The sequence below is a fragment of the Corynebacterium sp. 1103A genome (assembly GCF_055700955.1).
This window is the reverse complement of record NZ_JASTTF010000002.1, coordinates 247,197-267,133: the sequence shown is the minus strand read 5'-3', so window position 1 is coordinate 267,133 and position 19,937 is coordinate 247,197. Positions and strand designations below refer to the sequence as shown.

At 65.2% G+C, this 19,937-nt stretch carries 15 protein-coding genes and 1 riboswitch; of the genes, 9 read left to right on the top strand and 6 right to left on the bottom strand.

The genetic code is table 11. The features are described from left to right. Nucleotides 1-44: 44 nt before the first annotated feature. The 5 genes from rplJ (at nt 45) to QQS52_RS02805 (ending at nt 10,119) form a co-directional block, all read left to right on the top strand. Entirely contained in the window at nt 45-566 is a 522-nt protein-coding gene (rplJ, locus tag QQS52_RS02825) for a 50S ribosomal protein L10 (RefSeq protein WP_472772477.1), read from the top strand. 80 nt (nt 567-646) lie between these two features. Continuing rightward, complete coding sequence (gene rplL / locus QQS52_RS02820; protein ID WP_070768237.1) at nt 647-1,036, top strand: 50S ribosomal protein L7/L12; 390 nt, start codon at nt 647-649, stop codon at nt 1,034-1,036. 191 nt (nt 1,037-1,227) lie between these two features. After that, nucleotides 1,228-2,211 (top strand): cell envelope lipid trafficking protein PgfA, encoded by a 984-nt coding sequence (gene pgfA / locus QQS52_RS02815; protein WP_472772476.1) that lies wholly within the window; start codon nt 1,228-1,230, stop codon nt 2,209-2,211. A gap of 307 nt (nt 2,212-2,518) precedes the next feature. After that, the gene (gene rpoB, locus QQS52_RS02810; RefSeq protein ID WP_472772475.1) at nt 2,519-6,016 is read left to right on the top strand and encodes a DNA-directed RNA polymerase subunit beta; all 3,498 of its coding nucleotides are present in this window, start codon (nt 2,519-2,521) and stop codon (nt 6,014-6,016) included. Nucleotides 6,017-6,126: 110 nt separating this feature from the next. Beyond that, complete coding sequence (locus tag QQS52_RS02805; RefSeq protein ID WP_472772474.1) at nt 6,127-10,119, top strand: DNA-directed RNA polymerase subunit beta'; 3,993 nt, start codon at nt 6,127-6,129, stop codon at nt 10,117-10,119. A gap of 153 nt (nt 10,120-10,272) precedes the next feature. Here the strand turns inward: QQS52_RS02805 and QQS52_RS02800 are convergent, their stop codons facing one another. From QQS52_RS02800 to QQS52_RS02785, 4 genes are read right to left on the bottom strand one after another with little or no spacing between them, the layout of a single operon-like run. Further along, nucleotides 10,273-10,917, bottom strand: coding sequence for a response regulator (locus tag QQS52_RS02800; protein ID WP_472772473.1), 645 nt, complete (start codon nt 10,915-10,917; stop codon nt 10,273-10,275). Further along, complete coding sequence (locus QQS52_RS02795) at nt 10,914-11,975, bottom strand: sensor histidine kinase (RefSeq protein ID WP_472772472.1); 1,062 nt, start codon at nt 11,973-11,975, stop codon at nt 10,914-10,916. The genes QQS52_RS02800 and QQS52_RS02795 overlap by 4 nt, the downstream gene beginning before the upstream one ends. Nucleotides 11,976-11,984: 9 nt before the next feature. Further along, complete coding sequence (locus QQS52_RS02790; protein ID WP_472772471.1) at nt 11,985-12,773, bottom strand: ABC transporter permease; 789 nt, start codon at nt 12,771-12,773, stop codon at nt 11,985-11,987. Between the two features lie 16 nt (nt 12,774-12,789). After that, nucleotides 12,790-13,626 carry an ABC transporter ATP-binding protein gene (locus QQS52_RS02785; protein WP_472772470.1) on the bottom strand — a complete coding sequence of 279 codons (837 nt, stop codon included), beginning with the start codon at nt 13,624-13,626 and terminating at the stop codon, nt 12,790-12,792. A gap of 149 nt (nt 13,627-13,775) precedes the next feature. Further along, a riboswitch (TPP riboswitch) is annotated at nt 13,776-13,891 on the top strand. On the opposite strand from QQS52_RS02785, the gene QQS52_RS02780 reads away from it, so the two are divergent. The 4 genes from QQS52_RS02780 (at nt 13,881) to QQS52_RS02765 (ending at nt 17,355) form a co-directional block, all read left to right on the top strand. Then, nucleotides 13,881-14,465, top strand: a complete 585-nt coding sequence (locus QQS52_RS02780; RefSeq protein ID WP_472772469.1) for an ECF transporter S component — start codon at nt 13,881-13,883, stop codon at nt 14,463-14,465. Its footprint overlaps the riboswitch before it by 11 nt. After that, nucleotides 14,458-15,933 (top strand): ABC transporter ATP-binding protein, encoded by a 1,476-nt coding sequence (locus QQS52_RS02775; protein WP_472772468.1) that lies wholly within the window; start codon nt 14,458-14,460, stop codon nt 15,931-15,933. The genes QQS52_RS02780 and QQS52_RS02775 overlap by 8 nt, the downstream gene beginning before the upstream one ends. After that, nucleotides 15,926-16,696: an energy-coupling factor transporter transmembrane component T family protein gene (locus tag QQS52_RS02770; protein ID WP_472772467.1), complete on the top strand. Its 771-nt coding sequence runs from the start codon at nt 15,926-15,928 to the stop codon at nt 16,694-16,696. Before QQS52_RS02775 ends, QQS52_RS02770 begins: the two co-directional genes overlap by 8 nt. Before the next feature lie 8 nt (nt 16,697-16,704). Then, entirely contained in the window at nt 16,705-17,355 is a 651-nt protein-coding gene (locus tag QQS52_RS02765) for a hypothetical protein (protein WP_472772466.1), read from the top strand. 30 nt (nt 17,356-17,385) lie between these two features. On the opposite strand, the gene QQS52_RS02760 is transcribed toward QQS52_RS02765, so the two are convergent. Further along, nucleotides 17,386-18,075, bottom strand: a complete 690-nt coding sequence (locus QQS52_RS02760; protein WP_472772465.1) for an anaerobic ribonucleoside-triphosphate reductase activating protein — start codon at nt 18,073-18,075, stop codon at nt 17,386-17,388. Continuing rightward, complete coding sequence (locus QQS52_RS02755) at nt 18,056-19,879, bottom strand: ribonucleoside triphosphate reductase (RefSeq protein ID WP_472772464.1); 1,824 nt, start codon at nt 19,877-19,879, stop codon at nt 18,056-18,058. The genes QQS52_RS02760 and QQS52_RS02755 overlap by 20 nt, the downstream gene beginning before the upstream one ends. Between the last annotated feature and the right edge of the window lie 58 nt (nt 19,880-19,937).

The window sequence follows — 19,937 nt, the reverse complement described above, 5'->3', positions numbered from 1 at the left end:
CGGCGGAAAAATAAGAGATGTTTTGGAAGGAGGCGAGAGTTAAGATGGCAAACCCGAAGAACACCGCAGACCTGGCGGAGCTGAAGGGCAAGCTCGACGCGGCTGATGCGTTCGTGCTGACCGAGTACCGCGGCCTGACCGTGGCACAGCTTTCCGAGCTGCGTAACAACCTGGGCTTTGACGTTGACTACTCCGTCGCCAAGAACACCCTCTTCAAGATCGCTGCCAAGGAAGCTGGCATCGAGGGTCTTGACGAGCACCTGGCCGGCCCGACCGCTATCGCCTTCATCAAGGGCGAGGCTGTCGACGCTGCCAAGGTGATGAAGAAGTTCGCCGAGGATCACGACGCGTTCATCGTCAAGGGCGGTTACATGGACGGCAACGCTCTGACTGCCGACCAGGTCAAGGCCATTGCTGACCTTGACAACCGTGAGACCACGCTGGCCAAGCTGGCTGGCGCTATGAAGGGTTCTATGGCGAAGGCTGCCGCTCTCTTCAACGCTCCTGCAACCAAGGCCGTACGTACCGTTGCGGCTCTGCAGGACAAGAAGGAAGCAGAAGCTTAAGAATTCGCGCACAACCTGCGCAACAACTACACAACTACCGAGACGCTATTGCAGCGCTCACATAAGAAAGGATGCTTACCATGGCTAAGCTCACCAAGGACGAGCTCATTGAAGCTTTCAAGGAAATGACCCTCATCGAGCTCTCCGAGTTCGTCAAGGAATTCGAAGAGGTCTTCGACGTTGAGGCTGCCGCTCCGGTCGCCGCTGTTGCTGCAGGCGCTCCGGCTGCCGGCGGCGAGGCTGCTGCTGAGGAGAAGGACGAGTTCGACGTCGTTCTGACCGACGCTGGCGCCAAGAAGATCGGCGTCATCAAGGCTGTCCGCGAGATCGTCTCCGGCCTGGGCCTGAAGGAAGCCAAGGAGCTGGTTGAGTCCGCTCCGAAGGCCATCCTGGAAGGCGCCAACAAGGACGACGCCGAGGCTGCCAAGACCAAGCTGGAAGAGGCTGGCGCTTCCGTCGAGCTGAAGTAGTCTGAACTAGACTCACCTCGGCATCGGCCTGAGCCTTCTAAAGGCTTTAACTACCTCCGCCTGCCCCGCATCACCGCGGGAGCAGGCGGAGGTCTTTTTATGCTTCCACCCGCGGCGGGGGAGGGGTCGCGCGCTAGAAACCGGGTGTTTCGTTATCAACCGGCAATTGCTGGGTTGTAAGATGCTGTACCATGCTGCCCAAATCCCGCATCATCTCCGTGATCGTTCTAGGCCTCGGCATCGCTTTGATTGCCGCGGGCGCGCTCGCGCCTGTCTTCCTAGACCTGCGGGCCAAGCTGCCGCTGGACGCCGAGCACACCACGTTTAGCTTCAGCGACCAGGACGGCCGAGCGCAGACCGTGAGCGAAGAGGGGACACAGCCCTACGAGGGCCCGCTGGCCTACCAGCTGCACTACGACACCGTGGATCCCTCCGGCAAGGAGGATGCTTCCCTGCGGGTCGGGCAGACCACCGTGCGCGGCACTGAGGCCGACGCCGGGGACGTGGAGAACCTGGTCAGCGCCCAGGTGTGGAACTTCCCCATCGACCGCGTCAGCGGCGCGGCACAGGGCAAGGCACGCCTGAACCACACGATCGCATCGCCGGCGACGGAGGTGGCCGTGGACGGCTACTGGCTAAAGTTCCCCTCGGAGGCAGCAAAGACCACCTACCCGGTCTTCGACCCGACCCTGCGCCAAGCGGAAGACGCCGTCTTCGCCGAGGAGCAGGAGATAGATGGCCGAGAGATCTACCGCTACGACCAGGAGATAGCGCCGGTCAACGTCGCCACGCTTTACGCGGGGATGGGCAATACCACTCAGTTCGAGACCCCCGACGGCGGTACGGAGCCGGGCTACCTGTTCCACTCCGGCAAGCGCAGCATCTACGTCGACCACGCCACCGGCATGGTGGTGGGCATGGATTTGGACATCGACAACTACTATGGCACCCGGGAGGGCGAGCGCCGCGAGGACGCCTTCGTCTTCCAGGCCTCCACCTCTGACGAGGAACGCGCCCAGCTCATTGAGCAGGCCGGCCAGATTCCGGATCCACAGGCCGCGAACATCGCGCGCTGGATTGGCCTCGGCCTAGGCGTTGTCTTGACCATCATCGGGCTACTGGGAGTCTTCGGGGTTTTCGGTCCGCGCGGCCAGAAGGTCAAGCCGGCCCTCTAGGTCTGGGCTTGGGCTTGCGACTGCGTCTGGACCGCCCGCGCCCGCTGCGTGCGAGCAAGAACCCGGCCGGGCACATAGACGATCGTGCGCGTCTTTACAAATCGCCGAATTTGATATAGGCTGTTTCGTTGCGCTGGAATCCGGATCCCCAGTGCACATTTAGCCTTGGCACGTGGTGATGGTAAAGCGACTTGACAAGGTGATTTTGTGCTATCTGAGCCCGCTGATTCCACAGCAGACCGAATGCTAAATCTACCAGCGGTTTTGCTTGCTCGCCCCTCCCAGGCGGGTTAGTGATCCGCGTGAGGTGCTGGAAGGACCCATCTTGGCAGTCTCCCGCCAGACCAAGTCAGTGGCCAATATCCCTGGAGCCCCGAAGCGTTATTCGTTCGCTAAGATTAGCGAGCCGATTGCGGTTCCGGGCCTCCTTGACTTACAACTTGATTCTTTTGCATGGCTCATCGGCACGCCGGAGTGGCGTGAGCGCCAGCAGGCTGAACGCGGCGACGACGCGCGCGTTACCTCTGGCCTGGAGGACATCCTAGAGGAATTGTCCCCGATCGAGGACTACTCGGGCAATATGTCCCTGTCGCTGTCCGAGCCGCGCTTCGAGCCGGTGAAGAACACCGTCGACGAGTGTAAAGAAAAGGACATCAACTACTCGGCGCCGCTCTACGTGACCGCAGAGTTCATCAACAATGACACCCAGGAGATTAAGTCTCAGACGGTGTTCATCGGCGACTTCCCGATGATGACCGACAAGGGCACGTTCATTGTCAACGGCACCGAGCGTGTTGTCGTCTCCCAGCTCGTACGTTCCCCGGGCGTGTATTTTGATCAGACGATCGACAAGTCCACGGAGCGCCCGCTGCACTCCGTGAAGGTCATCCCGTCCCGCGGCGCGTGGCTCGAATTCGACGTGGACAAGCGCGACACCGTCGGCGTGCGTATCGACCGCAAGCGCCGCCAGCCGGTCACCGTGCTGCTCAAGGCCCTGGGCTGGTCCGAAGAGCAGATCCGTGAGCGCTTCGGCTTCTCCGAGCTGATGATGTCCACCCTCGAATCCGATGGCGTTGCCAACACGGACGAGGCCCTGCTGGAGATCTACCGCAAGCAGCGCCCGGGCGAGCAGCCGACCCGCGAGCTGGCTCAGTCCCTGCTGGACAACTCCTTCTTCCGCGCGAAGCGCTACGACCTGGCCAAGGTCGGCCGCTACAAGGTCAACCGCAAGCTGGGTCTGGGCGGCGACCACGACGGCCTGATGACCCTGACCGAGGAAGACATCGCCGTTGCGCTGGAGTACCTGGTACGCCTGCACGTCGGTGAGCGCGAGATGAAGGCGTCGAACGGTGAGATGATCTCCATCAACACCGACGACATCGATCACTTCGGCAACCGTCGTCTGCGCACCGTGGGCGAGCTGATCCAAAACCAGGTCCGCGTGGGCCTGTCCCGCATGGAGCGCGTCGTGCGCGAGCGCATGACCACCCAGGACGCGGAGTCCATCACACCAACCTCGCTGATCAACGTACGCCCGGTCTCGGCAGCTATCCGCGAGTTCTTCGGTACCTCGCAGCTGTCCCAGTTCATGGACCACAACAACTCGCTGTCCGGCCTGACCCACAAGCGCCGCCTGTCCGCACTGGGCCCGGGCGGCCTGTCCCGTGAGCGCGCCGGCATCGAGGTCCGAGACGTGCACCCGTCCCACTACGGCCGCATGTGCCCGATTGAGACCCCGGAGGGCCCGAACATCGGCCTGATCGGCTCGCTGGCTTCCTACGCCCGCGTGAACTCCTTCGGCTTCATCGAGACCCCGTACCGCAAGGTCGTTGACGGCAAGATCACCGACCAGGTCGAGTACCTAACCGCCGACGAGGAGGACCGCTTCTCCATCGCCCAGGCCGAGGTCGAGCAGGACGCCGAGGGTAACATCACCGGCGACCGCATCGAGGTCCGCCAGCGCGACGGCGACATCGCCGTGACCGACGCTTCCGGCGTCGACTACGTGGACGTCTCCCCGCGCCAGATGGTGTCCGTGGCTACCGCCATGATTCCGTTCCTGGAGCACGACGACGCTAACCGTGCACTAATGGGCGCGAACATGCAGCGCCAGGCGGTGCCGCTGGTGCGCTCCGAGTCCCCGTACGTGGGTACCGGTATGGAGCAGCGCGCGGCTTACGACGCCGGCGACCTGGTCATCACTCCGAAGGCCGGTGTGGTCGAGGACGTGACTGCGGACCTCATCACCATCATGGACGATGAGGGCCAGCGTGATACCTATATGCTGCGCAAGTTCGAGCGCACCAACCAGGGCACGAACTACAACCAGACCCCGCTGGTCTCGATGGGCGACCGCGTCGAGGCCGGCCAGGTGCTGGCCGACGGCCCGGGTACCCACAACGGCGAGATGTCGCTGGGCCGCAACCTGCTCGTGGCGTTCATGCCGTGGGAAGGCCACAACTACGAGGACGCCATCATCCTCAACCAGCGCATCGTCGAAGAGGATATCCTGACCTCCGTGCACATTGAGGAGCACGAGATCGATGCCCGCGACACCAAGCTGGGTGCCGAGGAAATTACCCGCGAGATCCCGAACGTGGCCGAGGACGTGCTCAGCGATCTGGACGAGCGCGGCATCATCCGCATCGGCGCCGACGTCCGCCCGGGCGATATCCTGGTCGGTAAGGTCACCCCGAAGGGCGAGACCGAGCTGACCCCGGAGGAGCGCCTGCTGCGCGCCATCTTCGGTGAGAAGGCCCGCGAGGTGCGCGACACCTCGATGAAGGTCCCGCACGGTGAGGTCGGCAAGGTCATCGGCGTGGCTCGGTTCAGCCGCGAAGACGATGATGACTTGGCCCCGGGCGTCAACGAGATGATCCGCGTCTACGTGGCCCAGAAGCGCAAGATCCAGGACGGCGATAAGATGGCCGGCCGCCACGGCAACAAGGGTGTTGTCGGCAAGATCCTCCCGCCGGAGGACATGCCGTTCATGGCGGACGGTACCCCGGTCGACATCATCCTGAACACCCACGGTGTTCCGCGTCGTATGAACATCGGCCAGGTCCTCGAGGTCCACCTCGGCTGGCTGGCTCACGCCGGCTGGAAGGTCGACGTCGACGACCCGGCAAACGCCGACCTGCTCAAGACCCTGCCGGAAGAGCTCTACGACGTCCCGGCCGACTCGCTGACTGCCACCCCGGTCTTCGACGGCGCGACCAACGAAGAGATCTCCCGCCTGCTGGCGTCCTCGCGCCCGAACCGCGACGGCGACGTCCTGGTTGACGGCGAGGGCAAGGCCACGCTGTTCGACGGCCGTTCCGGCGAGCCGTACATGTACCCGATTTCGGTCGGCTACATGTACATGCTTAAGCTGCACCACCTGGTGGATGAGAAGATCCACGCCCGTTCGACTGGTCCGTACTCCATGATTACCCAGCAGCCGCTGGGTGGTAAGGCCCAGTTCGGTGGCCAGCGCTTCGGCGAAATGGAGGTGTGGGCCATGCAGGCATACGGCGCGGCCTACACTCTGCAGGAGCTGCTGACCATCAAGTCGGACGACGTGGTCGGCCGCGTGAAGGTCTACGAGGCCATTGTGAAGGGCGAGAACATCCCGGATCCGGGCATCCCGGAATCCTTCAAGGTGTTGCTCAAGGAGCTGCAGTCGCTGTGCCTGAACGTGGAGGTCCTGTCCACCGACGGCACCCCGATGGAGCTTTCCGGCTCGGATGAAGACGACATGGAATCCGGTTCCTCGCTGGGCATTAACCTGTCCCGCGATGAGGGTTCCGCCGCCGACATCGCCTAGCAACTCTGCTTTAGGTCCGCCGCTGGTTTCCCAGCGGCGGGCAAGGAAACAAGTTACTTTTTCAAATGCCAACAATTCCTCGTTAAACGAGGATGAAAGGGAGAATTTACGTGTTCGACGTAAACCTCTTCGACGAGCTCCGCATTGGTCTGGCCACCGCTGAAGACATCCGTCGCTGGTCCAAGGGCGAAGTTAAAAAGCCCGAGACCATCAACTACCGAACCCTGAAGCCGGAGAAAGACGGCCTGTTCTGCGAGCGCATCTTCGGGCCGACCCGCGACTGGGAGTGCGCTTGCGGCAAGTACAAGCGCGTGCGTTACAAGGGCATCATCTGCGAGCGGTGCGGCGTCGAGGTCACCAAGTCCAAGGTCCGCCGTGAGCGCATGGGCCACATCGAGCTGGCCGCTCCGGTTACCCACATCTGGTACTTCAAGGGTGTGCCGTCCCGCCTGGGCTACCTGCTGGATCTCGCTCCGAAGGATCTGGAGCGCATCATCTACTTCGCGGCCAACATCATCACCTCCGTGGATGAAGAAGCCCGCCACAACGACATGTCCACCCTCGAGGGCGAGATGCTGCTCGAGAAGAAGGATGTGGAGGACGACACCGAGGCGGAAATCGCCGAGCGCGCGTCCAAGCTCGAGGCCGACCTGGCCGAGCTGGAGGAAGCCGGGGCCAAGGCGGACGCCCGTCGCAAGGTCCAGAACGCTGCGGACAAGGAGATGCAGCACATCCGCGAGCGCGGCGAGCGCGAGGTCGCCCGCTTGGACGAAATCTGGAACACCTTCGTCAAGCTGGCCCCGAAGCAGATGATCATCGACGAGAACATCTACGAAGAGCTCGTCGACCGCTACGAGGATTACTTCACCGGCGGCATGGGCGCGGAAGCCATCCAGACGCTCATCCGCAACTTCGACCTGGAGGCCGAGGCTGAGGTCCTGCGCGAGACCATCAACAACGGCAAAGGCCAGAAGAAGATGCGCGCCCTGAAGCGCCTGAAGGTCGTCGCCGCGTTCCTGCGTTCCGGCAACGACCCGGCCGGCATGGTGCTGGACGCAATCCCGGTCATCCCGCCGGAGCTGCGCCCGATGGTCCAGCTGGACGGTGGCCGCTTTGCCACCTCCGACCTGAACGACCTGTACCGTCGCGTGATCAACCGCAACAACCGCCTCAAGCGCATGATCGATCTGGGCGCGCCTGAGATCATCGTCAACAACGAGAAGCGCATGTTGCAGGAGTCCGTGGACGCCCTGTTCGACAACGGCCGCCGCGGCCGTCCGGTCACCGGCCCGGGCTCCCGCCCGCTGAAGTCCCTGTCTGACCTGCTCAAGGGCAAGCAGGGCCGCTTCCGTCAGAACCTGCTGGGTAAGCGCGTGGACTACTCCGGCCGTTCGGTTATTATCGTCGGCCCGCAGCTGAAGCTGCACGAGTGTGGTCTGCCGAAGCTGATGGCGCTCGAGCTGTTCAAGCCCTTCGTCATGAAGCGCCTGGTGGAAAACGACTACGCGCAGAACATCAAGTCCGCTAAGCGCATGGTCGAGCGCCAGCGTTCCGAGGTCTGGGACGTGCTGGAGCAGGCCATTTCCGAGCACCCGGTGCTGCTGAACCGCGCGCCGACCCTGCACCGCCTGGGCATCCAGGCCTTCGAGCCGAAGCTGGTTGAGGGCAAGGCCATTCAGCTGCACCCGCTGGCTTGTGAGGCCTTCAACGCCGACTTCGATGGTGACCAGATGGCAGTCCACCTGCCGCTGTCCGCCGAGGCCCAGGCCGAGGCCCGCGTCCTGATGCTGGCCTCCAACAACATTCTGTCGCCGGCCTCCGGTAAGCCGCTGGCTATGCCGCGCCTGGATATGGTCACCGGTCTGTACTACCTGACCATGGACAAGGCCGAGGACGAGATCGGCGGCGAGGGCCGCTTCCACGCCGCGGAGACCGATAAGCCGGCCACCGGCGTCTATTCCTCCTACGCGGAGGCGCTCATGGCCCGCGACCGTGGTGTGGTGGGCCTGCAGGCGCCGATCAAGGTGCGCATCGACCACCTGCGTCCGCCGGAGGACATCGAAGCCGAGCAGTTCCCGGACGGCTGGGAGCGCGGCCAGGCTTGGCTGGCGGAGACCACCATCGGCCGCATCATGTTCAACGAGCTGCTGCCGTGGAACTACCCGTACCTCGAGGGAGTCATGGTCCGTAAGGGCGGGTCCGGCAACAAGGTGCTGCTCGGCGACGTGATCAACGATCTCGCCGTCAAGTACCCGATGATCACCGTGGCTCAGGTCCTGGACAAGATGAAGGACGCTGGTTTCTACTGGGCTACCCGTTCCGGCGTGACCATCACCATGTCCGACGTTCTGGTTCTGCCGAACAAGACCGAGGTCCTGGAGTCCTACGAGAAGGAAGCCGAGCGGATCGAGCGCAAGTACTGGGAGCAGGGCGCCCTGACCGAGCGGGAGCGCTACGACCGCCTGGTTGAGCTCTGGAAGGACGCCACCGACACCGTGGGTAACGCGGTGGAGAACCTCTACCCGGATGACAACCCGATCCCGATGATCGTTAAGTCCGGTGCGGCCGGTAACATGCGCCAGATCTGGACGCTGGCCGGTATGAAGGGCATGGTCGTGAACTCCAAGGGTGACTACATCACCCGTCCGATTAAGACCTCCTTCCGTGAAGGCCTGTCGGTGTTGGAGTACTTCAACAACTCGCACGGTTCCCGTAAGGGCCTGGCGGATACCGCACTGCGTACCGCCGACTCGGGCTACCTGACCCGTCGTCTGGTCGACGTGGCCCAGGACGTCATCGTCCGCGAGGAAGACTGTGGCACCCGCCAGGGCGTGCGCGTGCCGATCGGCACCGAGGTCGCCGAGGGCAAGTACGCGGTTCATGAGCTGTGGGAGACCTCCGCTTCCGGTCGCGTGGTGGCTACCGACGTCAAGGACGCCGACGGCAACGTGCTGGCTGAGGCCGGCTCCGACCTGACCGAGAGCCTGACCAACAAGCTGGTCCAGGCTGGCGTGCAGGAGATCAAGGTTCGCTCCGTGCTGACCTGCCAGACTCCGGCTGGTGTCTGTGCTAAGTGCTACGGTAAGTCCATGGCTTCCGGCCACCTAGTCGATATCGGCGAGGCCGTCGGTATCGTGGCCGCCCAGTCTATTGGTGAGCCGGGTACCCAGCTGACCATGCGTACGTTCCACCAGGGCGGTGTCGGCGGCGATATTACCGGCGGTCTGCCGCGTGTGCAGGAGCTCTTCGAGGCCCGTAACCCGAAGAACCGCGCCCCGATCGCCTCCGTGGACGGCACCGTGTCCCTGTCGGACGAGGGCAACTTCTGGACCCTGACCATCACTCCGGACGATGGTTCCGACAACGTGGTCTACGAGAAGCTGTCGAAGCGTCAGGGTCTGGCCCAGGTGCGCCGCCCGATGGAGTCCAACCCGGACGCCATGATCGAGCGTTCCCTGCGCGACGGTGACCACGTCGTCACCGGCGAGCGCCTGATGCGCGGTGCGGCCGACCCGCACGACGTCCTGGAGATCCTGGGTCGCCGTGGCGTGGAGAAGCACCTCATCGACGAGGTCCAGGCCGTGTACCGGACCCAGGGTGTGGCCATCCACGACAAGCACATCGAGATCATCATCCGCCAGATGCTGCGCCGTGGCACGGTCATCGACGCCGGCTCGACCGAGTTCCTACCGGGCAATTTGGTGGACCTGTCCGAGGCCAAGCAGATCAACGCCGCGCAAGTGGCCGAGGGCGGCGAGCCCGCACAGCTGCGCAGTGAGATCATGGGTATCACCAAGGCCTCCCTGGCTACCGAGTCCTGGCTGTCCGCCGCCTCCTTCCAGGAGACTACCCGCGTGCTTACCGATGCCGCTATCAACAAGCGCTCCGATAAGCTCATTGGTCTCAAGGAGAACGTGATCATCGGTAAGTTGATCCCGGCCGGTACCGGTATTTCCCGCTACCGCAACATCACTGTGAAGCCGACGGAGGCCGCCCGCAACGCGGCGTACTCCATCCCGACCTACAGCGATACCATCTACAGCGACGACAGCTTCGGTGAGTTCACCGGCGCCTCCGTCCCGCTGGAGGAGGACTTCTTCTAAAGGAAGTACTCCCGCGGTCTAACCGCACACATTCGGTCTGCACAGCGGCCCCGCACCCCCTTCACGGGAGGCTGCGGGGCCGCTGTCTTTGTGCGGCCCCCTTGCCAAGGCATCACCACGCCAGGGCCTTTGACGGTCGACCCTAGGGCGGGGTTAGAGCCAGCCGTTGTCCTCGGCCGCGGCGACGGCGGCGTGCCGGTTGCTGGCGGCGGTCTTGGTGATGATGGCGGACAGGTGGTTGCGCACGGTGCCCTCGCTTAAGTGCAGGGCCGCGGCGATGTCGCGCACGCTGTCGTACTCCGTCGCGGCGTGGCAGACCTCTACCTCGCGCTGGGTGAGCGGGTTGGGCGGGCTAAAGAGGGCTCGCTCGGCCAGTCCCGGATCGATGACGCGGTGGCCGGCGTGGATGCGGCGTACGGCGTCGGCGAGGGAATCCGGCGGGGTATCCTTCATGATGAAACCGGAGGCCCCAGCGGCCAGTGCGCGCTGCAGGTAGCCGGTGCGCCCGAAGGTGGTCACGATAAGAACCTGGGTCTTGCCGGCTCCCAGCAGCCCTGCGTCCCGCAGCTCTTTGGTAGCTTGCAGGCCGCTGGTGCCGGGCATCTCAATATCCATGATGAGCACGTCCGGCCGGCAGCGGCGTACCTGGGAGCCGACCTGCGCGCCGTCGGCGGCCTCGCCCACGACCTCGAGGCCTCCCTGCAGGCTCAGCAGCGCGGCGAGCGCCCCGCGGACCAGGTTCTGGTCGTCGGCGATGAAAACCTTGATGGGGTCCTTGGCTCCGAAGTCTTTAGTCATGACATATCCACTTCAATCCGGGTCCCTCGGCCTGGTTGGGAAGTGATGCCCAACGTACCGCCGGCGTCTTCGACCCGGGCGCGCAGGCCCGCTAGCCCGTTGCCCGGGGAGATCATGTGGCCTTTGCCGTCGTCGGCGACGACGAGGCGTGTGGGCGTGACCTCGATCCAGGCCTGGCGGGCCCGGGCGTGCCGGAGGATATTGGTCGTGGCCTCTCGTACCGCCCAGGCATACAAGACCTGATGCTTACCGGCGAGCTCTTGGGCGCGGGAGGGCTCCGGGATGCGGGCGGCGATGCCCGCGGCGTGTAGCGCGTTTTCGGCATTGGCTAGCTCCACCACCAGCTGCGGCTGGCGCAAAGCGATCACGGTGGCGCGCACCTCGTCCAGAGATGATCGGGTCAACTCGCTGATGGCGCGCAGTTCCTCCTCGGCCTTTTCCGGAGCGAACTGGAGCTGCCGCCGGGCCAGCTCGGACTTGAGATTGATGACGGTCAGGGACTGCCCCAACAGATCGTGGATGTCGCTGGCGATGGCCTCGCGCTCGCGCGCCAGCCGGAGGCGGCTCTCGGCGCTGCGCTCCGCGGCCTTCCTATCCTCGAGGCTCTTGTTGAGCACCATGAACGCCGGAGTACACACGGCCAGGCCGGCCAAGGCGAAGGCGTTCGGCGGCTGGAAGATGATCAGGAGGATTACCGTGAAACCGGCTCCGCAACCGACCATGGAGGAGCCGGTGCTCCCGGGCATGACGTAGAGGAAGACAGCCATGAAATAGGGCAGGAAGACCAGTACGTACCAGCCGATAAGCGGTAGGAGGGCTAGTGGACCGACCAGCAGGACGGCGCACCAGACGAGTACGAAGAGGGGCAGGCGCCGGCGGGGTACTGATGCGTGGTAGCCGGAGCCTAGGGCGTAGGCGAGGGCGAAAAACACAAAGCCGGCAGCGACGGTTGCTAGGGCTGTTCCGTTGAGTTCCGAGAACAGGAAGGGCACGAAGGAAAACAGCAAGAAGACGAGCCAGATGCTGATCTTGGTGGCGTCGCTGCGGGAAAAGTGCATGAGGCGGGTTTAGCGTCCCTTCTGGCGGCGGTTGAGCAGTATGAAGGTGATTACGAAGATAGCAGCCCAGGCGGCGATGTTTGCTAGGGCATTGGGGAGGGCTTCTTCGTGGTAGTAGGGTTCGTCGGAGATTGTTTGTACCCCGTCTGTGAGGGGGTAGTTGGCTAGGGCGTTGGCGCCGTAGAGGGGCGTGAAGCGCCCGAAGTCGAGCATACCGGCACTCAGTGGCATGAACATGTTGGCGGCGAAGGCGAAGACCACGATGAGCGTGGAGGCTATCGTAATCGCGCTGTCGGAGCGGAAAAGCTCCCCGAAGGCCATGCCGTAGACGCCGAAGGGCAGGGAAACGGCGATGCAGAGAAAGAAGCAGGCGGCCCACGCGCTCGCGGTCATGGTGGCACCGGTCAGGGCGCCGGCGATGAAAACAGCCACCACGGGGAGGGTGCAGCGCAGCGCCAAGGACAGCACCTGGGCGGTCAGGTAGTGGCCCGGGGTGGTGGGGGTAAGTGCTAGTTGGCGGCCCCAACCACTGCGGCTTTCCACGACCGTGCCTCCGGCCGCCGCGGTCGCGGCGATGACCGCGCCGTAGAGCGCCATGGAGACCATGACGAAGGCTTTCGGGTTGCCGTGCGCAAAGTCCGGCATGGACGAATAGTCTTGCAGCGCGCCGAAGAGCAGGTAGAAGCCGACTGGCATGACGACAGTGAAAAAGACGTTGGTGAAATCCCGGAAGGCGCGCTTGAGGTTTAGCGCCGTCAGGGAGCGGACAGGCGTGGCAGCGGATGCGGTGGTGGTCATTCCTGTAATTCCTTTCTTAGGCCCGTCGCGTAGGCCAAGTCGTGACTTCGGAGTTCTTCGCGTGGGTCTCCTCCGGCCGCAGGCCGGCGTGGAGGTCGGCGGTGAAATCGGGGGCGATGTAGCGCAGCACCGCCTCGTCGAGGCTCGGGTAGCTGCCTTGGACTTCCGCGACGGTGCCGTTGGCGGTGACAAGGCCGTCCTGGAGGATGACCACGCGGTCGGCGTAGCGCTGGGCCTCCTCGAGGTAGTGGGTGGCGAAAATGATGGTCTGGCCTTCTTGTGCCTGGTAGCGCAAGGTGTGCCAGAATTCGTGACGGGCGTAGATGTCCATGCCGGTGGTGGGCTCGTCCAAGATGAGGAGGTCGGGGCGGGGCAGGATTGCCAGCGCGAAACGCACGCGCTGCTGCTCCCCGCCGGAGCACAACCGGACCTTACGGTTCTGGATCTCAGTCAGCCGGGTCTCCTCCATGACTTCGCGCACGACCTCATCCAGTGGCGCGGACCGCGGGTGCAGCCCGGCTATAGCGCGTACGGTCTCCTCAACCGTGATGTCGGGGAGAAGTCCGCCGGACTGCATCACCGCGCCCACGCGCGACGTCTTCGCGGCCCGGGCGGGCGGCCCGCCAAAGAGCTCGATGGTGCCGCTGGTTGGTTCGGTCAGTCCTAGCACCATGTCGAAAAGCGTTGTCTTGCCCGCGCCGTTGGCGCCTACCAAAGCCACAACCTCCCCAGCGGGGATGGTTAGGTCAAAGTCCCGGATGGCGTTGACCCGCTTCTTGCCGCGCCCAAAGGCTTTAGTCAGGTGCTGAATCTCAATAGCTGGGATGGGGGTGCTGCTCGTTCTCGCGTTCATGCCCCGAGTATCGGGGAGAAGAACAAGGGGTGCGTAGGCCAAAGATCCAGACATAGGCATGACAAATGTCATGGGTCGGGATCTCTACCCCCGCTCGGGCAGGTGATTTTGTTGTGCGAAGGGGCTTGCTATGCTAAACGCCTGTACAACTAAACAAACGCGGGAGCTGTTGGCGGCAACGTCCAGCGGCTGAGATGGCCTTGGGGCCGAACCGTAGAACCTGATCCGGGTAATGCCGGCGCGAGGGAGGAAGAATGCCGAAAAGGCTTCATTGGCGTGTTGTAGACATCGTGGTTGCATCCATCTTGGGTGTGGCCTGCGGTCTGATTTTCTTGCTGTGGAACACCGTGGGGTACGCGTGGTTCATGGCTATGGATAGTCTCACACCGGGGCTCGGGGGACTGGCCACCGGTATCTGGCTGTTGGGCGGCGTCATTGGCGGCTTGGTGGTACGCAAGCCGGGCGCGGCTGTCTTCGTCGAGGTCCTGGCGGCCTCTGTCTCCGCGGCGCTGGGCAGCCAGTGGGGTTTTGAGACGCTCTACTCCGGCCTGGCCCAGGGCCTGGGCGTCGAGATCGTCTTGGCGATTTTCGCCTACCGGAACTTCAAGCTGCCGGTGGCGGCGCTGTCCGGCATCGGCGCGGGCATCGGAGCGTTCATCCTGGAGCTGTTCACGTCCGCCAACCTGGCCAAGTCGCTGGAGTTCAACCTCATCTACTTGTCCTGCCTGATGGTCTCCGGCGCCATCCTGGCCGGCGTGCTCGGCTACTACCTGGTCCGCGCCTTGGCGCGCACCGGCGCTCTGGACCGGTTTGCGGTAGGCCGGGAAGCCCGTGCCTAGTCCCGCTGCCAGCCACCCGACGGGACTTCACGCCCGGGAATTCGGCTGGCAGCACGCCGGGCGCAACCGGGCGGCACTCAAAGACATTGAGCTCGACATCGCACCGGGCGAGCGCGTCCTGCTGTGCGGGGACTCCGGCTCCGGCAAGTCGACGCTGCTGGCCGCCTTCGCGGGCGTGCTGGGCGGCGATGACGAGGGCGAGCAGGCCGGCGAGCTGACGCTCTACGACGGGGCCGGCCACCGCGAGGTGCCCGGGCGCACCGTCCCGGTGGGGTTGGTGCTCCAGGACCCGGACGCGCAGGTGATTGCCTCCCGCGTGGGCGACGACGTCGCCTTCGGGTGCGAGAACCTCGGCGTGGAAAGGGAAGAGATCTGGCGCCGGGTGCGCCACGCCTTGGACGTGGTGGGCCTGGAGGTCGGCTTAGACCACCCGACGCAGCGCCTGTCCGGCGGGCAGAAGCAGCGCCTGGCGCTGGCCGGAATCATCGCCATGGGCGCGGGGCTCATCCTGCTCGACGAGCCCACGGCCAACCTGGACCCGCAGGGTGCCCGGGACGTTATCGCCGCGGTGCGCGATGCCGTCGAGGCCACCGGCGCGACGCTCGTCGTGGTTGAGCACAACTACTCCGGCTGGGAAGATCTCCTGGACCGCGCGATTATGCTCAGCGACGGGCGCGTGAGCGCGGATTCCACCGTCGCGGAACTGGCCGCCGTCCGGGCGGTGTTTGGTCTGCCGCAAGCCCGGCCGGTTGCCGCGCACGCGCCGGCCGCGATGTTCTCGCGTGACCTGGTCACCCGTTTCGGGCCGCCGCGCAGCTACGAGATCCCGGCCGGGGCCTCCACCGTGGTTACCGGGCCGAACGGCTCCGGCAAGACCACCTGGCTGATGACCATGGCCGGCCTGCTCGCCCCGGTCAGTGGTCAGATCGGCATGTCGGAGGAGGTCGCCCGCGGGCTGCTGCCCAGCCCGTGGAAGTGGAAGTCGCGGCAGCTAGCGCACCGCATTGGCTACGTCTTTCAGAATCCGGAGCACCAATTCGTTGCCCGCAGCGTGGCCGAGGAGCTGCGCGTGGGCCCAACGGTGATGGGCGAGGAGGTCCCGACCGCGCGCATCGACGAGCTGGTGGAGCGCCTCCGGCTCGGGCACCTGCTGGAGGCCAACCCGTTCACGCTCTCCGGCGGGGAGAAGCGCCGCCTGTCCGTGGCCACCGCCCTGGTGACCGCGCCGGCGGTAGTGCTCCTCGATGAGCCCACCTTCGGCCAGGATCCGTCTACCTTCGCCGAGCTGGTCGCCATGCTGCGCGAGCTCGTCGACGGCGGCACCACGATCGCCTCCATCACCCACGACGAGATGTTCATCGCGGCGCTGGGGGATGCCCACATCCGCGTCACAGCCCCCGAGGCCGCGCCGAGGGGGCCAGCCAGTTGTGCCCGCGGACACCGGCGAAGGGAGGGGCCAAATGCCTAATATCCTGGCGACTGTCAACCCGGTGACCCGGCTGGCGCTGATGATCATCATCACCACGCCGCTGCTGCTGAGTCTGGATTGGGTCAGCGCGACCGTCTCCCTGGGCCTGACGGTGCTGCTCGCCCCGCTGTGCGGGGTGCCCTGGCCCCGGCTGATCCGGCTGGCCTGGCCACTGCTGATTATCGCCCCGCTGTCGGGCATCTCCATGCTGCTTTACGGCCGCCCAGGTGGGAAGGAGTACTTCTCCATCTGGCTGGCGGTGGTCACGGAGAACTCGGTCGAGCTGGCCATCGCGGTGATGATACGTGTCCTGGCTGTCGCCCTGCCCGTGGTGGTGCTGGCGCGCGACATCGATCCGACGGAGCTGGGCGACGGCCTGGCCCAGGTGCTGCGGCTGCCCGCGCGCTTTGTCATCGGCGCGGTGGCCGGGGTGCGCATGGCCACGCTCTTTAAGGATGACTGGGCGTCCATGGAACGGGCCCGCCGGGCTAGGGGACTGACCGACCGCGGCCGGATTGCGCACATGGCCTCAATGTCCTTCGGCCTGCTGGTCGTGGCCCTGCGGCGCGGCGGCAAGCTCGCCACGGCGATGGAGTCCCGCGGTTTTGGCCGGACCCCGCCGCACGGCAGGAGCCGGACCTGGGCCCGCGAATCCCGCCTGTGCACCCAAGACTGGCTGGTCATGGCCGGTGCCTTAGTACTCGCGGCCGTCCCGGTGGTAGTTTCGGTAATCACGAACTCTTGGCGATTTTTTGGATTGTGATAGCTTCTATGCCCTCTGACCAGCCCGAGCAAGCTGCTAGTGGCGTCGCGGACGAGCCCTTCCCGTCCGCGGCGGCGCTAAAACACTTGAGTATTGACCGGCAGCAGGCCTACGTGGTCGCGCGGGTGTTAGAGCTCGCCGCCGAGACCAAGCGGCCGATGAAGCCCGTCACCGTGCTCATCGACGGCCCGTCGGGGGCGGGCAAGACCTGGCTCTCGGCCCGCCTGGCCGAGCGCGACAACTGCCAGGTGGTGCACCTGGACGAGTTCTATCCCGGCTGGCGCGGCCTGGACCGCGGCTCGGAGATGGTCTACGAGCACGTCCTGCGCCAGATGAACCCCGGCTACTGGCGTTGGGACTGGGAGGCCAACGCCCCCGGCGAATGGATGAGCCTGGATGCCCGCGACGACCTCATCGTCGAGGGCGTGGGCTCGGTAACCCCGGAGTCGTTGGCCGCCGCCCGTCAGCGCGGCAGCGTCGTGGCCGTCTGGGTCACCGGGCCGCGCGAAGAGCGCAAGGAGCGCGCACTGAGTCGCGATCCGTATTACGCCGAGTGGTTCGAGGTCTGGGAGGACCAAGAACAGGAGCACTTCGCAGAACTCGAGGCCGCCGGAATTGAATTCGACGTCCACTGGGACTGGACGCCGGCGCAGGACTAGCGAAGGCAGAAAGTCAGCCGCGCCAGCTGCCTAACCGCGGTAATAACCCTCGGCGTCGCAGCTGCGGGCGGACTGGACCACCAGCTCGCATCCCCGAGCCCGCGCCGCGGCCTTAAGCTCCGGCAGGTGACTTTCCACCACGGAGCCGGGCCAGGAGGTGGTGCGCAGCTGCAGCCCCATGCCGGAAGAGTGGGCGGTGTCCGCGGCGATATCCAGGCTCTGCCACATCCGGTGAGCAACCGCGGACGTCACCCCGGCCACGGCGGGCAAGTCCCCGGGCAGGCCCTTGATGTCCAGGCCTATCCAGTCCGGCCGCGTGTTCGGATCCGCCAGCAGGCGCCGCAGCCGCGCTGGGCTATAGCCGCTGGTGTGCAGCCCCACCGGGAAACCGGCGGCGTGGGTGCGGCGGATGGCATCGGCCAGCCCGGGCACCGCCAGCGGCTCCCCGCCGGAGACGACCAGGGCATCGATAAGCCCCCTGCGCGCGTCCAACAGGTCGAGCACCTCCTCGAAGCCGTGGTGGCCGCCGCCGTTTCCGAGGGGCTGGAGCGCCGGGTTGTGGCAGTAGCGGCAGCGCAGCGGGCAGCCCTGCACGAAGGCCGTGATCGTGAGCTTGCCCGGCCAGTCGCAGGTGGAAAAAGGGATGGTCCCCGCGATAGGCAGCGAGGAGCTGGCCGGCCCGGCGGAAGCGCCAGGGGGATTAATGAGCTGGGCCGACATAAGACTCCGCGAAGTACTCGCGCTCGTGGAATTCGCCCTGCTTGCCGGTGTTGAAGCTGGACACGGGGCGGAAATAGCCCATCACGCGGGTCCACATCTCCGTAGTCGAGCCGCACTCCGGGCACTGCGGGTGCTCACCGGAGATATAGCCGTGCGAGGCGCAGATGGAAAATGTCGGCGTGATGGTGATATACGGTAGGCGGAACGTGTTAAGAGCCCGCTTGACCAGCGTGGCGCAGGCGTCGCCGGAGGACATGGCCGAACCCATGTACAGGTGCAGGACGGTGCCGCCGGTGTACTTGGACTGCAGATCCTCCTGGGCGGCCAGGGCGGCGAAGGGATCCGGGGTGTGGACCACCGGCAGCTGCGAGGAGTTGGTGTAGTAGGGCTGCGCCGCGGTGCCGGCCTGCAGGATGCCCGGGAAGCGCTCGTTGTCCTCGCGGGCAAAGCGGTAGGTGGCGCCCTCGGCCGGGGAGGCCTCCAGGTTGTAGAGGTGCCCGGTGCGCTCCTGGGCCTGGGTCAGCAGGGCGTTGACGTGGTCCAGCAGGCGCGCGACCTGGTCGTGGCCCTGCGGATCGGTGAGATCGTAGGCGTCCTGGGTGAAGTTGCGGATCATTTCGTTGCAGCCGTTGACGCCGATGGTGGAGAAGTGGTTGTCCAGGCTGGGCAGCCAGCGCCGCGTGTACGGGTAGAGACCGCGGTCCAGGTTTTCCTGGACGAAGGCGCGGCGGCGCTCCAGGGTGTCCACGGCCAAGTCGACCAGCTCGTCCACGCGGGCCAGCAGCGCCTCCTCGTCGCCGCGGTAGAGGTAGCCCAGCCGCGCGCAGTTAAGCGTGACCACTCCGATGGAGCCAGTCAGTTCCGCCGAGCCGAACAGGCCGTTGCCGCGCTTGAGCAGCTCCGTCAGGTCGAGCTGCAGCCGGCAGCACATGGAGCGCACCATGCCCGGATCCAGATCCGAGTTGAGGAAGTTCTGGAAATAGGGCAGCCCGTAGCGCGCGGTCATGGTGAACAGGGCCTGGGCGTTCGGGCTGTCCCAGTCGAAGTCCTCGGTGATGTTGTAGGTCGGGATGGGGAAGGTAAACGGGCGGCCGTCGGCGTCCCCGGCGGACATGACCTCCAGGAAGGCGCGGTTGATCAGGTCCATCTCCGCCTGCAGGTCCCCGTAACGGAAGTCGACGGGCTCGCCGCCGATAAGAGGGGTGATATCCACCAGGTCGGCCGGGCAGGTCCAGTCGAAGGTGAGGTTGGTAAAGGGCGTCTGCGTGCCCCAGCGCGAGGGCACGTTGAGGTTGAAGACGAACTCCTGCAGGGTCTGCTTCACCTGCTCGTAGCTCAAGTTGTCCAGCCGCACGAAGGGGGCCATGTAGGTGTCAAAGCTGGAGAAGGCCTGCGCGCCCGCCCATTCGTTCTGCAGCGTGCCCAGGAAGTTGACGGCCTGGCCGCACGCGGACGACAAGTGCTTGGGCGGGGCGGAGCTGACCGTGGCGGGCACGCCACCGAAGCCTTCCTCCAGCAGCTGGCGTAGCGACCAGCCGGCGCAGTAGCCGGAGAGCATGTCTAGGTCGTGGATGTGGAGATCGCCGGCCCGGTGCGCTTGCCCGGCGGCGGGGGAGAAGACGTGGTTGAGCCAGTAGTTGGCGGTCACCTTGCCGGAGGTGTTGAGCACCATCCCGCCCAGGGAGTAGTCCTGGTTGGCGTTGGCGTGGATGCGCCAGTCGGCGCGCTGGAGGTACTCGTCGAGGGTGGACTGCACGTCGATGGTCGTGTGCTGCGCAGGGGGTGCGGGAGGCTGGTAAGCCATGGGTGTCCTTTCGGTTCAGGGAAGTGGTGAAGCCGTCGCGGCAGGGCCGGTGCCGCGA

Bases quoted from the DNA above. Each gene is read 5' to 3' on its own strand.
- rplJ (WP_472772477.1), top strand. From the start codon at position 45: ATGGCAAACCCGAAGAACACCGCAGACCTGGCGGAGCTGAAGGGCAAG.
- rplL (WP_070768237.1), top strand. From the start codon at position 647: ATGGCTAAGCTCACCAAGGACGAGCTCATTGAAGCTTTCAAGGAAATG.
- pgfA (WP_472772476.1), top strand. From the start codon at position 1,228: ATGCTGCCCAAATCCCGCATCATCTCCGTGATCGTTCTAGGCCTCGGC.
- QQS52_RS02800 (WP_472772473.1), bottom strand. From the start codon at position 10,917: ATGACTAAAGACTTCGGAGCCAAGGACCCCATCAAGGTTTTCATCGCC.
- QQS52_RS02795 (WP_472772472.1), bottom strand. From the start codon at position 11,975: ATGCACTTTTCCCGCAGCGACGCCACCAAGATCAGCATCTGGCTCGTC.
- QQS52_RS02790 (WP_472772471.1), bottom strand. From the start codon at position 12,773: ATGACCACCACCGCATCCGCTGCCACGCCTGTCCGCTCCCTGACGGCG.
- QQS52_RS02785 (WP_472772470.1), bottom strand. From the start codon at position 13,626: ATGAACGCGAGAACGAGCAGCACCCCCATCCCAGCTATTGAGATTCAG.
- QQS52_RS02780 (WP_472772469.1), top strand. From the start codon at position 13,881: ATGCCGAAAAGGCTTCATTGGCGTGTTGTAGACATCGTGGTTGCATCC.
- QQS52_RS02770 (WP_472772467.1), top strand. From the start codon at position 15,926: ATGCCTAATATCCTGGCGACTGTCAACCCGGTGACCCGGCTGGCGCTG.
- QQS52_RS02765 (WP_472772466.1), top strand. From the start codon at position 16,705: ATGCCCTCTGACCAGCCCGAGCAAGCTGCTAGTGGCGTCGCGGACGAG.
- QQS52_RS02760 (WP_472772465.1), bottom strand. From the start codon at position 18,075: ATGTCGGCCCAGCTCATTAATCCCCCTGGCGCTTCCGCCGGGCCGGCC.
- QQS52_RS02755 (WP_472772464.1), bottom strand. From the start codon at position 19,879: ATGGCTTACCAGCCTCCCGCACCCCCTGCGCAGCACACGACCATCGAC.